General features: G+C 51.1%; 13 protein-coding genes. 8 read left to right on the top strand and 5 right to left on the bottom strand.

The genetic code is table 11. The annotated features are described in order from the left end of the window. Nucleotides 1–276 precede the first annotated feature (276 nt). Both DCC85_RS05935 and DCC85_RS05930 read right to left on the bottom strand, forming a co-directional pair. Nucleotides 277–1,659: an aldehyde dehydrogenase gene (locus DCC85_RS05935; protein ID WP_234414449.1), complete on the bottom strand. Its 1,383-nt coding sequence runs from the start codon at nt 1,657–1,659 to the stop codon at nt 277–279. Nucleotides 1,660–1,723: 64 nt separating this feature from the next. Then, nucleotides 1,724–3,193 carry a carboxylesterase/lipase family protein gene (locus tag DCC85_RS05930; RefSeq protein WP_325048404.1) on the bottom strand — a complete coding sequence of 490 codons (1,470 nt, stop codon included), beginning with the start codon at nt 3,191–3,193 and terminating at the stop codon, nt 1,724–1,726. A 178-nt stretch (nt 3,194–3,371) separates the two neighbouring features. On the opposite strand from DCC85_RS05930, the gene DCC85_RS05925 reads away from it, so the two are divergent. Continuing rightward, nucleotides 3,372–4,085, top strand: coding sequence for a DsbA family oxidoreductase (locus DCC85_RS05925; RefSeq protein WP_108464750.1), 714 nt, complete (start codon nt 3,372–3,374; stop codon nt 4,083–4,085). Between the two features lie 23 nt (nt 4,086–4,108). Beyond that, nucleotides 4,109–4,678 carry a thymidine kinase gene (locus DCC85_RS05920; RefSeq protein ID WP_108464749.1) on the top strand — a complete coding sequence of 190 codons (570 nt, stop codon included), beginning with the start codon at nt 4,109–4,111 and terminating at the stop codon, nt 4,676–4,678. A gap of 75 nt (nt 4,679–4,753) precedes the next feature. Here the strand turns inward: DCC85_RS05920 and DCC85_RS05915 are convergent, their stop codons facing one another. Continuing rightward, complete coding sequence (locus tag DCC85_RS05915) at nt 4,754–6,184, bottom strand: deoxyguanosinetriphosphate triphosphohydrolase family protein (RefSeq protein WP_108464748.1); 1,431 nt, start codon at nt 6,182–6,184, stop codon at nt 4,754–4,756. A gap of 186 nt (nt 6,185–6,370) precedes the next feature. On the opposite strand from DCC85_RS05915, the gene DCC85_RS05910 reads away from it, so the two are divergent. Then, the gene (locus DCC85_RS05910) at nt 6,371–6,583 is read left to right on the top strand and encodes a hypothetical protein (protein ID WP_108464747.1); all 213 of its coding nucleotides are present in this window, start codon (nt 6,371–6,373) and stop codon (nt 6,581–6,583) included. A gap of 80 nt (nt 6,584–6,663) precedes the next feature. Here DCC85_RS05910 and DCC85_RS05905 read toward each other — a convergent pair whose 3' ends face one another. Beyond that, nucleotides 6,664–7,968, bottom strand: coding sequence for a DUF5050 domain-containing protein (locus DCC85_RS05905; RefSeq protein ID WP_108464746.1), 1,305 nt, complete (start codon nt 7,966–7,968; stop codon nt 6,664–6,666). Between the two features lie 118 nt (nt 7,969–8,086). On the opposite strand from DCC85_RS05905, the gene DCC85_RS05900 reads away from it, so the two are divergent. Together DCC85_RS05900 and DCC85_RS23140 are read left to right on the top strand one after the other, a co-directional pair. Continuing rightward, nucleotides 8,087–8,950 (top strand): sulfurtransferase, encoded by an 864-nt coding sequence (locus DCC85_RS05900; protein ID WP_108464745.1) that lies wholly within the window; start codon nt 8,087–8,089, stop codon nt 8,948–8,950. Nucleotides 8,951–9,144: 194 nt separating this feature from the next. After that, entirely contained in the window at nt 9,145–9,816 is a 672-nt protein-coding gene (locus DCC85_RS23140) for a hypothetical protein (RefSeq protein WP_199909981.1), read from the top strand. Nucleotides 9,817–9,984: 168 nt separating this feature from the next. Here DCC85_RS23140 and DCC85_RS05890 read toward each other — a convergent pair whose 3' ends face one another. After that, nucleotides 9,985–10,758 carry an acetoin reductase gene (locus DCC85_RS05890; protein ID WP_108464744.1) on the bottom strand — a complete coding sequence of 258 codons (774 nt, stop codon included), beginning with the start codon at nt 10,756–10,758 and terminating at the stop codon, nt 9,985–9,987. Nucleotides 10,759–11,070: 312 nt separating this feature from the next. On the opposite strand from DCC85_RS05890, the gene DCC85_RS05885 reads away from it, so the two are divergent. The 3 genes from DCC85_RS05885 to DCC85_RS05875 all read left to right on the top strand — a co-directional run bounded on the left by DCC85_RS05885 (nt 11,071) and on the right by DCC85_RS05875 (nt 14,121). Then, nucleotides 11,071–12,000 (top strand): iron-hydroxamate ABC transporter substrate-binding protein, encoded by a 930-nt coding sequence (locus DCC85_RS05885; RefSeq protein WP_108464743.1) that lies wholly within the window; start codon nt 11,071–11,073, stop codon nt 11,998–12,000. A 91-nt stretch (nt 12,001–12,091) separates the two neighbouring features. Then, a complete protein-coding gene (locus DCC85_RS05880; RefSeq protein WP_108464742.1) occupies nt 12,092–13,111 on the top strand; it encodes a FecCD family ABC transporter permease in 1,020 nt (339 codons plus the stop codon). Next, nucleotides 13,108–14,121 carry a FecCD family ABC transporter permease gene (locus DCC85_RS05875; protein ID WP_108464741.1) on the top strand — a complete coding sequence of 338 codons (1,014 nt, stop codon included), beginning with the start codon at nt 13,108–13,110 and terminating at the stop codon, nt 14,119–14,121. The genes DCC85_RS05880 and DCC85_RS05875 overlap by 4 nt, the downstream gene beginning before the upstream one ends. The last annotated feature ends 221 nt before the right edge of the window (nt 14,122–14,342 follow it).

Here is a 14,342-nt window from a genome sequence, read left to right as displayed (position 1 = left end):
ATACAAAAGTCTCTTTTGTTATCTAACAAAAATATGAAATATCCTGTCACATTGTGTTAAATAACAAAATGAAAGCGCTCCACATTACGATTATATGCAAGTCGCTTAGGGAAGTCTATAATAACAATACTAACTTTTAGGTTTGTTTTTCGATAATTAACATAACAAATTGAGCGCCCCCTAATTTAATTTCTGTATTCCCAGCATGATCAAAAAGACTGTTCGAGAGACAAAAAACACCTAGTCTCTCGAACAGCCTTAGACCTCATCTGCTATTTACTTGAGCAGTTTACGAATCCAGCGGAGCCCCCGTTTGGAGGAAGGATAACGGAGGCTTAAATCAAACAGGTTCGTCTGCTTCAGCACACTTTTCTCATGCGAAAACGTTCTGAAGCTCTGGCGCCCGTGATAGCTCCCCATCCCGCTCTCCCCCACCCCGCCAAAGGGAAGATAAGGCGTGGCCAGATGCATAAGCGTATCATTCACTGTCCCGCCACCGAAGGAAATACGGCTTAGCACCTGCTCTTCCACCTTCCGGTCCCGGGTAAATAGGTAGAGAGCAAGCGGTTTGGGATGGGCGGATGTCACCCGTATGACCTCCTCCAAATCCGTGTACTCCAGCAGCGGAAGCAGCGGACCGAATATTTCCTCCTGCATGACCGGCATATCCCAGGTCACCTGGTCCAGCACGGTTGGCGCAATCTTCAACGTCTTCGGATCAAATTCACCGCCAATGACAGCTACTGCATCCTGTAGAAATCCGGTTTGCCGATCAAAATGTCTGCGGCTGATCATTTTCCCATAAGAAGGGCTCATCAGCGGCTTGTCCCCATAGAATTCTGTGATCACACTGCGGAATGCCTTAAGCAACTCCTGCTTCACTTCCGAGTGCACCCATAAATAATCCGGGGCGATGCAGGTCTGTCCAGCATTGGTCAATTTCCCGAACATAATGCGCCTTGCGGCAAGCTTAATGTCCGCGTCCTTATGCACAATACAGGGGCTCTTGCCCCCAAGCTCCAGTGTAACAGGTGTCAAATGCCGGGCCGCTGCCTTCATCACCACTCTCCCGACAGGCACGCTTCCCGTGAAGAAAATATAATCGAACTTCTGCTCCAGCAGAGCCGTGCTGACGTCAACCCCGCCTTGAACGACCCTAACATACTCTGGCGGGAACACCTCAGCCAGCAGTTCTTCAAGCACACCCGATACGGCCGGAGAAAGCTCTGAAGGCTTGAGCACTACGGTATTTCCCGCTGCAATAGCTCCGATCAAGGGAGAAATGGCCAGCTGGAACGGATAGTTCCAGGGTGCCATAATCAGCACGGTGCCATAGGGCTCTGAGAGTATTCTCCCTTTGGAGCCCAAATGGGTCAGCACGGTCTTTACCCGCTTTGGCCTGGCCCATGCCGGCAGATGCCGCAAGGTCCGGCTCAGCTCATCCAGGACGATGCCGATTTCGGTCATAAAAGCTTCCAATTCCGATTTGCCTAAATCCTCATATAAGGCCTGAATCAGCCTAGGCTCATAAGCCTTAATCGCTGCCTTCAATCTGCTCAAGGCTGCCAGCCTGCCCTGAATCGCACGCGTATTCCCCTGCTGGAACCAGCTTCGCTGGCGGGATAAGACCTCAGGAAGGGAATAAGCCGAACTCTCTATCAATTTTAAGCACTTCTTTCCGGTAAGATATCTTGAGCCCTTGGCTCTATAAGTCCGCAGGGTATCACATGCCTATGAGCGCCCGCTTCTCTCCGTCAGGATCTTCGACCAGCGAATCCTTCCGGTCAAACACCAGGGTCATCCGCTTCCCGGTGTCATAAGCCGGCCACGGCTGGGCCTCGGTCTGCGGATCCCCTTGATAGGCAAAGGCAATCCAGGCATCCTGCATCCGCTCTGCCAGCTGCTCCATCCCTTCATCGGCTGTAATGCCTGTGTAGCGCAGCAGATGAAGGTTATGAAACACAAAGACCAGCTCGGCTGCATGGACGGCTTGGCCAAACAACGGATGCCCGGGCAAGGTCCAGTCGAACCGGTACATCCAAACCGGTGCATGCGCTGCCTGCCCCTCGGCGAAGCGAAGCGCCGAGCGCCAGAAGAACAGATCCGTCAATACTTGAGCTTGGCCCTGTATGGTTGCTGGATAGTTCGAGGCCAGCTTTCCTGCACCCTTGATACCCGTCATATGCTCAAGCGTCTGTTCAATCTCTTCAGGACTCATTACCTGTCCGCCTTCGCGAATGAAGAAGGCGCCTTCGTCGCGATTGGTGCCGATCAGGAGCGGTATCCCTGCGGCGGCTCCCCGCTCGATGGCGGCCGCCGGCTCCTCCGGCAGCGTCGCCGGATCTATCGCCGGCTGGAACAGCAGGCTCATCTCGCCTCCGATTCGCCGCTTCAGCGCTTCGCCGGCTTCAAAGATGTGCTCTGCCGGCAGCGCCCGGAGCGCCGCCAGATCCGGCGCCGCTAGGCCCAGCTCACGCAGGAAACCCGCCGCAATCATTGCGGACGGCTGCGGAGCCAGCACCTGTGATGCGCCGCTCTCCATGATCGCGGCCTGGAACAGCCCTTTGGCTGCCGGCATGGCCAAGAGCGCCGCGATGCTCATGCTGCCCGCCGATTCGCCAAACACCGTAACCCGGTGCGGATCTCCGCCAAACGCTTCAATATTGTCCCGCACCCATTCCAGGGCCGCAATCTGATCGAGCAAGCCTACATTCGCATCATATTCCTGTCCGAAGGAGGACAGGTGCAGAAAGCCGAAGGGCCCCAGGCGATAATTGATCGTGACGACAATCAAATCCCCTCTCGCGGCCAACTGTCTTCCATCATAGATAGGCACACTGCCTGCCCCGGAGACAAAAGCTCCGCCATGAATCCAGACCATGACAGGACGGGGCGTCTGCGAAGGCGTGTCGGGCGCCCACACGTTAAGGTAAAGGCAATCCTCCGAAGGGTCCGGGATATCTTGCCCCGCACCCATCAAGCCGGATGCCTGGTCATTAGGCTGTAAGCTGGGAGGCCCGAAGCGAAGGGCATCCCGGATGCCCTCCCAGCTATGCGGAGGCTTGGGAGCCCGAAAACGAAGGGCCCCTACCGGCGGCTTCGCATAAGGAATCCCGCGCCACACATTAATTCCTTGCTCCTTGCTTCCCTTCAACTGTCCATAACGAGTAGAAATGACTACATCCATAGGCATGAGTCCAACATCCTTTCAGTTATCATCTATATCGCTATTCAATCCGTCTGCTTCTACCTCTATTTACCACTCTTACAACATAACAGAACGCTAGATGCAATTCAAAAATCTCTCTGAGGTGTGATAAGATATAGCTTAGGTCTTAAGCAAAAGTCCTATTTTTGATGGGGGTGCAGACATGAAAATTGAAATATGGTCGGACTTTATGTGTCCGTTTTGTTATATTGGCAAACGCCGCTTTGAGCAAGCGCTAAGCGGCTTCGAGCACAAGGAGGAAGTGGAAGTGGTCCTCCGCAGCTTCGAGCTTGATCCGGAGGCCCCACACACTACGGATCATGATGTACATGAAGCAATCGCTGTGAAATACGGGATGAGCCGGGAGCAGGCCAGAGAGAATAGCCTGCGCATTACGGCTCAAGCTGCCGAGGTTGGGCTGGACTATAATATGGACTCCATGGTACTGACCAACTCCTTCGATGCCCATCGCCTTGTTCACTTTGCAGCAGAATACGGCAAGATGAATGAAATGGCCGAGCGCCTGTTCCAAGCCGTATTTACCCGCGCAGAGTCTATCGGCGACCGAGAGGCGCTGGCTTCCATGGCCGCAGAGGTCGGGCTTTCTGCCGCTGAAGCTGCAGAAGCGCTTCGCAGCGGCCGTTATGAGGCCGAAGTGCGCAAGGACGAGAGCGACGGTGAGCGCCTCGGCATTCGCGGCGTTCCGTTCTTTGTCATTAACCACAAGTACGGAATCTCCGGGGCTCAACCCGAACAAGCATTCCGGGAGGCGCTGCTTAAGATCTGGGAAGAAGAACATCCTCTAACCTTGCTGAATCAAGAGGACATGGATCCGGGCAGCTGTGTTGATGGCGTGTGTGCACCAAAGAAGGCTTAAAGCAGAAAAGGGGAACGAAAGCGTTGGCACAATTATTTTTTAAATACGGAGCCATGAACAGCGGGAAATCCATCGAGATTCTGAAGGTGGCTCACAATTATGAAGAACAAAATAAACCGGTCCTGATCTTCACCTCGGCGGTGGACGATCGCGACGAAGTCGGCTTTGTCTCCTCGCGGATCGGGCTGCGGCGTCAAGCCATTCCCATCTATGATGATACGGATATCTATGGGATTGTCCGCGATCACGAACCCAAGCCGTACTGTGTGTTGGTGGATGAGTGCCAATTCATGAACGAAACTGGCATCCTGCAACTGGTTCGTATTGTTGACGAGCTGGACGTGCCGGTGATGGGCTTCGGACTGAAGAATGATTTCCAGAACCATCTGTTCGAAGGCAGCCGCCTCATGCTTATCTATGCGGACAAGATTGAAGAAATGAAGACGATCTGCTGGTTCTGCGCGCGTAAAGCGACAATGAACCTGCGCGTCAAGGACGGCAAGCCGGTGTATACCGGAGAGCAAATCCAGATCGGGGGCAGCGAATCCTACTACCCGGTCTGCCGAAAATGCCATGCCCATCCTCCCCTCTAAGCCGGTTCAAATAATCAAAGGCTGCGGCAGCATCCATAGGATGAAGCCCGCAGCCTTTTAATTTTCTCCTATTTTCTAATCCAGATCATAAATGGTGCCTACCTTGAGCCCGTACAGCTCATTATATATTTTCTCAGCATAGGCATCTGTCATCCCGGCGATATAGTCAATCACCATGTGCTCCCAAGTCCAGATTGGGTTCTCCCGCTTCTGATCACGGTCAAACCTGCGGAGCCAGTCCCCGGGGATAATAGACTTGGAGGTCTGCGGGTCCACGAAGGCATCCCACAAGCGCTGGATCATCCAGGCGCTGCGCTTTTGCAGCCGCTGTACCCGCAAATCGCGGATCATCGTGACCCAAGCAAAGCTTTTCAGCACACTCACCGTGCGCAGTGTATCCTCATCTTCCTCCCCTTCCTTCACAAAGGTAACCTTCTGCCAATCACCGTCCGGAATGACTCCCAGACTGCCGACAAAGCGGCTCACCCAATAGGCCTTCACTTCCCGTCTTGTCCGTGAATAATCATGCTCGCAGGTGGGCATTCGCTCGTTCCATATCCGCAGGAATTCGCTCAGTACCTCTTCCACCTTGGCCAGAATTTGCTCTGCAGACCAGCCTCTCCAGAAAAAATCATCCAGTGTCTGTACCTTGTCCACAATTAGGCTCTGAATATGAGCATCCTGCAGGAAGTGCTCATGTACCTCGATTTTCCCTGCTTTGATTCCATCCTCCAGGTCGTGAGCTGAATAAGCGATATCGTCACAGAGATCCATCAGCTGCGCCTCAAGGGTCTTCTTCCTCGCCGGAATCCCCCACTTCTCCCGAATTTCCGAGATGTACTGCCATTCATGCCGGTACATGCCCTTCTTATTCTCCGTACCGGGATAAGGATATTTATTCGTTCCAAGCAGAACGGCATCCGACAGGTTAAGGCCGTCCACATTCTCGCGCTTCTCCAGGAACATCATTAGCCGGAAATTGTGCGCATTTCCTTCAAAATGCTCATACTTCCGCCGGATCTCCTCCGTAATCTGCACCACCTCGGCAGCCGAGACCTCCCGCCCTCTCAGCGCCTGATCCGCCTTCTCCTGGATCAGCTTCTCCAAGATTCCTTCAAGCACTTCCTCTCCCTTATGCCCAAAGGGAGGGTGCCCGAAGTCATGGCTGATGGCTGCACATTCAACAACCTCGGGGTCGATAATCAGCCCTGGATGCTCCGCAAGCTCTGTCTTCACCTGCGGATAAGCCCGGAGCAGACTTCGTGCAGCTTCCCGTGCAATCTGGGCAACCTCCAGAGAGTGTGTAAGCCGGGTGCGATAATAATCACCGGTGCCTGCGCCGAACACTTGGGACTTGCCCTGTAAACGCCGGAAGGTTGGAGAATGGATAAGCCGTGAATAATCTCGTTCATAAGCAGCCCGCGTGTTCTCCTGGCTGGTCTCCTCCGGGTATTGCCGATGTTCCCGCAAGGCTTGAAGCCTTGATAAATTCCCTTGGTTATTCATAGGTTCTGCACTCCTATCATCCTTCTCTTCTAATGTATCTATTACCCGTAAGGCATTTATGCTATTGTAGCTTTAGATCACTCTGCTTTACAAAATGTAATTTTGCATTCATGGTGGTAAACGTTCCTGCCTCCTTGTAAAATAGGATACTGATCCCCATTATATACTGAAAAGGAGATGATCATCATGCCGATCAACCGGCCCCTGCTCACAGACGCCGACTTCGAGGAAGCCCTGCAGCGCCGCTATCCCATACGCGTATTCCAGGATGATCATATGATCGACTCCGGCAGCATCATTATCCGGTTCACCGAAGATACGATTATCACCCAATCGAGTGTTAGCGAGCTGTCATATCATTCCCGGCGGACCTGCCAATTTTTCGAAATTAGAAAATAAACAAGTTATTCAAAAAAAACGACCCTCACTTGAAGTGTAAGGGTCGTTCTTTGGGTTTCGCTTATTTAGCTTCCCGCACCTTAATTTTTGGATATTAATACAATGCGGGACACTTTCTCATCCGTCAGCTTCTTGGTTGTCTTCCCATCTTCGCTCATCCAGTACAATCGGCCGTTGTCGCCTGCATTAACATAGAAGACTCCCGCGACATCCTCTTTATAGACGCAGAGATCCCATTCCACACCGACCATCTTGGTCAGAGACAAATCAGAATTCAGGACATACGCCCCGCTCTCGGCGAACAGAACGGTTGATCTTACTTTGCCGTCACTGATCAAATTCCGTACATAGCCAACGTTATTCAGTGCAATAGCCTTGGTATTTGCTATCTTGCCGCTTGCCAGCGTACTGACATAGGCTTTGCCTTTTGCATCTACGTATGCGAACCGATTACCACCTAGGGCAGCAATCTCATAGACGCCGGTTTGGTTCAGTTGAATGATCTTGCCTGCCTTATCCAGCAGGAAGCCTTTTCCCTTGGTATAGTCAAAATCACTATCTGATCCCACACGAATCCCCTTATTGAACAAGTAATAATCACCTGCCCATGATCCGGATAATACGGCATTGGCATCCAGAGGCGCCTTTGGATTCAAGGCCTTCGCTGTACCGCCAGTAACCGGCATCGTATAGAGCACCATGCTGTTCAGGGAATACTCGGTTTCCGTTGGTTTGGTATCTACCATAAGGTACAGCGTGTTATTCTCTTTATGAATGTAATAAGGAGATTGAAGCGCTCCGCTGGCAATCCATTGAACCGCCCCGCTTCCGTCTGCTGATTTGGACGCAACCCAGGTTGTTCTGCCGTTCTTGAGTGCATTGTAGTATACTTTGCCTCCCAGCACGGTGAATCCTGGATGCTTGGTGTCCGCCATGTCGGCGATCAGTGTGCCTTCTACGACCTTCTTGGCTTCAGCCGGCACACGGTAGATACCGCCCTTATCGTCCATGCAGTAAACGAAGTTTCCTTCCGTAACGTAATGAAGGATACGCTTATCACCGCTAAAATCAGCAGCCTTCGCCTTGGAATCAACCATGGACAATTTAAGCAGGGTTGTTGATTTCTCATCAAAGAGTTGGAAGAGATAATCCCCCGCCGGCTTTAGTTCCACGCCGAAGAAATTATCACGAATCTTCTGTGCCGAGGTTCCATCCATACGTACCCGGTATAAATCGCCGTCGGATACATAGTACACGTATGCATCTGTTGACGGACTAGCTGCCGCTTTCGCTGTCGGACCGGCAACTACCACTCCAGTAAAGGTCAGCACTACAGCCAGCATGGGGAGCAGCATTTTTCTAGCAAACTTGTAAAAGCTGTTCATTCTAAATCTCCTTCTTCTGATAAAATGTATGTATCTGAAAAGCTATCTCTATCTTTATCGGATGCACTAGGTATATTTTCCATAATCCCCTAGACCCATATTTTTCCGGAGGTGTGTTATGAACCCCATCGTATCAAAAAAGTGGCTGCTAGCCCGAATGTATGAGCCAGATCTGGTAATCGTGGATTGCCGTTTTGAATTAGGCAGCCCCGAGGCAGGACAAGCTGCGTATGCCAAAGATCATATTCCCGGAGCTGTGTATCTTGATCTTGAACAGGATCTCTCCGCTCCAGCCGGTTCTCATGGCGGAGCTCATCCTCTGCCAGACCCGGAGCAGCTGGCAGGCCGTCTGGCCAAGGTTGGCATCAGCCAGACGACAAGAGTTATCGCTTATGATGATCAAGGCGGGCTCTTCGCCTCCCGATTGTGGTTCATGCTGAAGTGGCTCGGCCATGAAGAAGCCTATGTTCTGGAGGAGAGCTTCACCGCTTGGCAGCAGGCTAATTTCCCCGTGACCGATGCTCAGCCTGTACGGGTTCCGAGCACGTATACACCTCATCTGGAGCCTGAGTGGGTGGCCGGAATCGAGGAAGTCCGGCAAATCTCGAAGGCTTTGTCCGAATCAGCTTCATTCGGCAGGCCCCTTCCTGTTCTTATCGACTCCCGTTCTCGAGAACGGTACCTTGGACTCGAAGAGACTATGTACGCGAAGGCGGGACACATCCCCGGCGCAATGAACTTCTTCTGGAAAGACGTCCTGAATGAGGACGGCAGCTTCAAGGCGGCAGAGCAGCTGCAGGAGCATTTCTCAGGTCTCGATCAGGAGCAGGAGTACATCGTCTACTGCGGCTCTGGCGTATCGGCCTGCCCGAATGTGCTGGCGCTGAAGGCTGCCGGATTCAATAATGTGAGGCTGTATGTAGGAAGCTGGAGCGATTGGATTAGTTATGAGGAGAACCCGGTAGCTACTAGAGAGAAGTAGCCTTGCCCAGCCTAGTAATGGTAGAACTTGGTAGATGTGCCGCTTGGAGTCGAAGGGCTTCGGGCGGCTCCTTACCATGCCTGCTTGCCGATGTAACAATGGAATTTTATTTGTGGATCAATGGAGCGGTGTGCACAAGGAGGATCGGCCGTGTTATAAGTTTTATATAATAAGCGAAATGGAGAGGAACCGATATGGCGGACCATCAAACTGGCAAGGATATTTTTGGGGAATGTTGTTCCAGGATTGCTGCGGCCTGCGAGCCTTGCGGATTCAAATATTATAAATCCAGGAGAAGCATGGTCAAGCACTTGGGGCCCTTTAAAGCCGAGGTGCATTTTTCGAGCAGTGCTTTCAATGTGGCCGGCAGCTATCTAGAGTTCAATGCCGTTTGCCGAATCAAGAATATTCAGAGCGGAAAGGTCTATTGGAATATCAGCTTGATCAGCTTCCGAGACAAGCCGAAAGACAAGGTATGGAATCTGGCCAAGGAAGCTGCCCGGGAGAAGCATCTGGCGGAGATTATTACGTTGATTCAAGACAAGGTCGTTCCATTGGTGGACAAGTATGGTGCAGATCTTGACGAGGTGCTTGAGCAAGCCGTCCTGACCGGATGGTTTTTGCCGCAGACGAATCCCATGAAATTTTATCTACTGGACGTTCTGGACTTGGTGGTTGATTTCGGCTCGCCGGAACAGATGGCCGCATGTGTGCACCGATACATCCGCGATTTACCGTTAGACTTACAACACACCTTGAGAAAAGACTATAAAGCCTATCAACGAGATGGGCAGGCTGCAAGCACAATAGCATTTCGTAAATTGATCCCATTTATGGCGGAGAGAAATATTTCCTTGCCGCTGTAACCTGTGCAGATTCCAAGCACGTGTACTCCTTATCTGGAGCAGCTGGATTAGTTATGAGGAGAACCCGGTAGCTACGGGGGAAGAGTCCTAAGATTAAAAAGGGGAGAAACCCGCATCTTCACACGGGTCTCTCCCTTTTTCAAAATTAATCCATACGTCAGAGCTGTCTTAACGATACACCAGACCGCCGTCCGTCAGAATGGCCTGTCCGGTAATATAGTCGGCATCGTCCGAGGCAAGGAAGGACACCAGGTTGGCTACGTCCTCCGGTGTTTGGTAACGTCCCAGAGCAATCGCGCTGGAGAACTTCTCGAAAGCTTCACCCGGCTTCAAGTTGTCGTTGTATTTGACCATCTCTGCGTCGATGTGATCCCACATCTTGGTCTTGGCAACACCCGGACAATACGCATTTACCGTAATTTGGTGCTTGGCCAATTCCTTGGCTGCGGCATGGGTGAACGCCTTGACCGCATGCTTGGTCGCCGAATAGGTGCTCAGCATTTCGTAAGCTTCATGTCCGGCAATACTGCAGGCGTTAATTACCTTGCCTTTGGATTTCTGTTTGATGAACTGTTCCGCTGCAGCCTGCGTTCCGAAAACGACGCCGTTTACATTGATCGAAAATAGTTTGTTCAGCTGCTTCTCGTCAATCTCTAGAAATGGCGAAACTGCGTCAACCCCCGCATTATTTACGAATACGTCCAAACGTCCGAATCGTTCTACCGCCTTACTTACCAGATTGAACTGGTCCTCGCGCTTAGACACGTCTCCAGCTACGCCCAGAACTTCATAACTGTTTGCTTCAAATTCTTTGAGTGCGCTTTGCAATAGTTCTTCATTAATATCATGAAGCACGACTTTGAATCCATCCTTTGCCAGACGCTGTGCAATTCCTTTGCCCAATCCGCCCGCGGATCCTGTTACGACTGCTACCTTCGACATGATTACTCCTCCTAGACTTTTATTCCCTTTAATTGTAAACCTCTTGTGAAAAAAAGTGCAAGACAATAATTACCAATCATTGCCTCGTCCTGTCCTTGACAGACGGGTAAATCAATTTTACGGTGAATCTTTTTAACGGCAGGCACTCTTCTTTCGTGGCCAATCCACTAATCTTGATGCCAAGAAGGATATGCATCATAAGCTCAAAATTAAAGGATTGACAAACAAAGCATGAGAATTTAAAGTTTTAATAGTTAGTGATAATGATTATCAATATCATAAAATAAGTATGTGAGAGGGAGATTACCAGAAATGAAGAAATTATTATTACCTCTGCTAGTCCTTGTGGTCTTGGCTTTAAGCGCCTGCGGCAACAATACGAACAAAAACGCCGGAGCAAACAGCTCTACAAGTGACGCAAGCTCCGATACGTTCACTTATCAATCCGAAACCGGGCCGATTGCGGTTCCCGCCCATCCGAAGCGGGTTGTAGCCCTTTCCGGTTATGCAGGCAATCTGCTTGCACTAGACGTTCCGCTTGCGGGTGTAGATTCCTGGACCAAAGGAGATCCCAATTTCAAAGATCAGTTAAAAGACGTTCCCGAAGTGTCCGAAGAAAATGTGGAAAGTATTTTGAACGTTAAACCCGATTTGATCATCGCTTCGACAGACATCAAGAACGCGGACAAATTGAAAGAGATCGCACCGCTGGTTACGTATACATACAACAAATTAGACTATCTGACTCAAATTCTTGAAATCGGCAAAGCGGTTAACCAGGAGAAAAAGGCATCTGACTGGATCGCTGACTTCAAGGAGCGGGCCCAAAAATCAGGCGAAGAAATCAAGGCAAAAATAGGTGCCGATAGCACCGTTTCCGTTATTGAAGGTGATTCCAAATCGCTGTACGTCTTCGGTGATGCTTGGGGCCGCGGCACAGAAGTCATTTATCAGGCAATGGGCCTGAAGATGCCGGACCAAGTAAAGGAAATGACAGCAAAAGCCGGCTATTACGATTTATCTCTAGAAGTCCTTCCTGATTATATGGGCGATTACGTCATCTACAGTAAGGCCCCAGCGGCGGATGCCTCCTTTCAGCAATCCTCCACTTATAGGAACATTCCGGCCGTTAAAAATAACCGTGTGTTTGAAGTAGACGCCAATACCTTCTATTTTAACGATGCCTTGTCTCTCGATTATCAGCTCGATTTCATCACGAAATCGCTGCTTGGCTCCAAATAAGGTAACGGAAAATAACCACACCGTATTTCAGAAATAAGGAACGCCAATTGCGTTCCTATTTCTGCAGATGAAAAAGGAACGGATGATATAGATGAGAAATCAGCCTCCGCGAAAGTCAGCAAGCTCTTTCGTGTTTAAGCTGTTCATCAGCTTGGTTTTGTTTGTGATCATGTTCACCCTATCGATCATACTCGGCGCGAAGAACGTCTCGCTGACAGATATCTGGACCGCCATGACTAACCCTGGCGCAACAGGCGGTGATATCTCTGTGATTCGGGAACTGCGGCTTCCCCGGGAGGTCGGCGGCATTTTAGTTGGCTCGGCCTTAGCCATTGCCGGGGCGATCATGCAGGGCTTGACCCGCAATCCCCTGGCCGATCCAGGGCTGCTTGGCCTGACTTCAGGTGCCAACGCGGCGCTGGCTGTTACTTTTGCGTTTATACCCGCTGTCGGTTATTTCGGCACAATGGTGGCCTGTTTTATCGGCGCAGCTGTTGGCGTTATGCTGGTGTTCGGCATTGCTGCGCTGCGGAGGCAGAACCTGTCGCCGCTTCGTATGGTGCTGGCCGGTTCTGCCGTGTCGGCGCTGCTCGCGGCCTTAGCGGACGGTATCAGCCTGCAATTCAAGATTTCCAAAAATGTTTCAATGTGGACATCCGGTGGATTAATCGGCACAACCTGGGGGCAAATCGAAGCAATTGCTCCAATTATCGTGATTAGCCTTCTTGCATCTATCCTGTTGTCCCGTCAGCTGACGATCCTTAGCCTCAATGAAGGGACGGCCGTTGGCCTGGGACTTAAGACCACACAAGTCAAAATTGTGCTATACGTGCTGATTACTCTGCTCGCGGGCGCTGCTGTAGCCCTTGTTGGCAACCTAGCCTTTATTGGTCTAATGATCCCCCACCTTGTGAGAGTGTTTGCTGGAACCGATTACCGTACCATTCTACCGTTGTCCGCAATTCATGGCGCCACCTTTATGGTGTTCGCCGATACGCTGGGCAGAATGATCAACGCCCCCTTTGAAGTGCCGGTTGCCGCTGTTGTAGCCGTGCTGGGGTTACCGTTCTTTCTGTTCATTGTTCGCAAAGGAGTGCGTTCGTTATCATGAAAATCTCTCAGCTTCTTCGCAAACAACAAGTTGTTGTTGCCGTTCTCGTGCTGCTAACCTTGGCAACCATAGTCATCGGACTTGGGATCGGCTCGTCCCCCGTTTCCCTTGACAGGCTAATTCCGACGATATTCGGACACGGCTCCTTTGAGGACAAATTCGTACTATTCTCGATTCGCCTGCCCCGAATGCTGATCACGCTTCTGGCAGGCATAGCCCTTGCCTTATCTGGTTCTATCCTGCAGGGGATTACCCGCAATGAGCTGGCCGACCCGGGCATCATCGGAATTAATGCCGGCGCGGGGGTTGGGGTTACCGTCTTCTTCCTGTTTGCTTCAATACAGGTGGAGTCATTTGCTTACGTCATTCCGCTGATGGCTTTTGCCGGAGCTTTGGTAACCGCTGTACTGATTTACGTCTTCTCCTACACCCAAGATAGCAGTGCTCAGCCGATTCGGCTGGTGATTACCGGCGTCGGATTTTCCATGGCTTTATCCGGCGTCATGATTGTACTTATCTCTTCCGTTGACCGGACAAAAGTAGCTTTCATCTCCAAATGGTTGGCCGGCAATGTGTGGGGAACCGATTGGCCGTTTATCCTGGCTCTGCTTCCCTGGCTGGTGGTCCTAGTACCTTATGTACTATTCAAGTCGAGAGCGTTGAATTTGCTAGCCTTAAATGAACCCACGGCGATCGGTGCCGGTGTATCGGTCCGCAAAGACCGAATCCTGCTCATGCTTGCTGCTGTTGCACTTGCGGCTTCCGCTGTCTCACTTACCGGCGGCATCGCGTTTGTCGGACTGATGGCGCCGCATATCGCCAGAGCTCTCGTTGGTCCGAGGCATCAGCAATTTATGCCGGTATCCATGTTCATCGGAGGATGGCTGCTGCTCTTAGCCGATACTATCGGCCGCAATCTGACGGAGCCTGAAGGCATTGCAGCTGGGATAGTGGTCGCGTTTATCGGTGCCCCTTATTTTCTATATCTGTTATTAAAAAAAGAAAGCTAAACTACGCCCGTGAAGCTGAAGAGGCTAAAAGCAGCTGGGGTAGAACCCCTGAGCTGCGGGAATAGAGATTTAAAATTAGTAGGAAAAGCGAGCATTAAGCTGCACTTCTTCGAATCGTTCCGCTGAAAGCAAATGCTCCCTGTTGAGAAGCTCTCACTCCATGTCAGCATGGCAGACCCATGTTGGGGGCGGCCTGACTTTCCCGTATAATGGTGAATGTT

Source organism: Paenibacillus sp. CAA11 (assembly GCF_003060825.1).
In the GTDB taxonomy this organism is placed as follows: Bacteria; Bacillota; Bacilli; order Paenibacillales; family Paenibacillaceae; genus Fontibacillus.
This window is presented reverse-complemented; position numbering and strand designations above follow the sequence as displayed.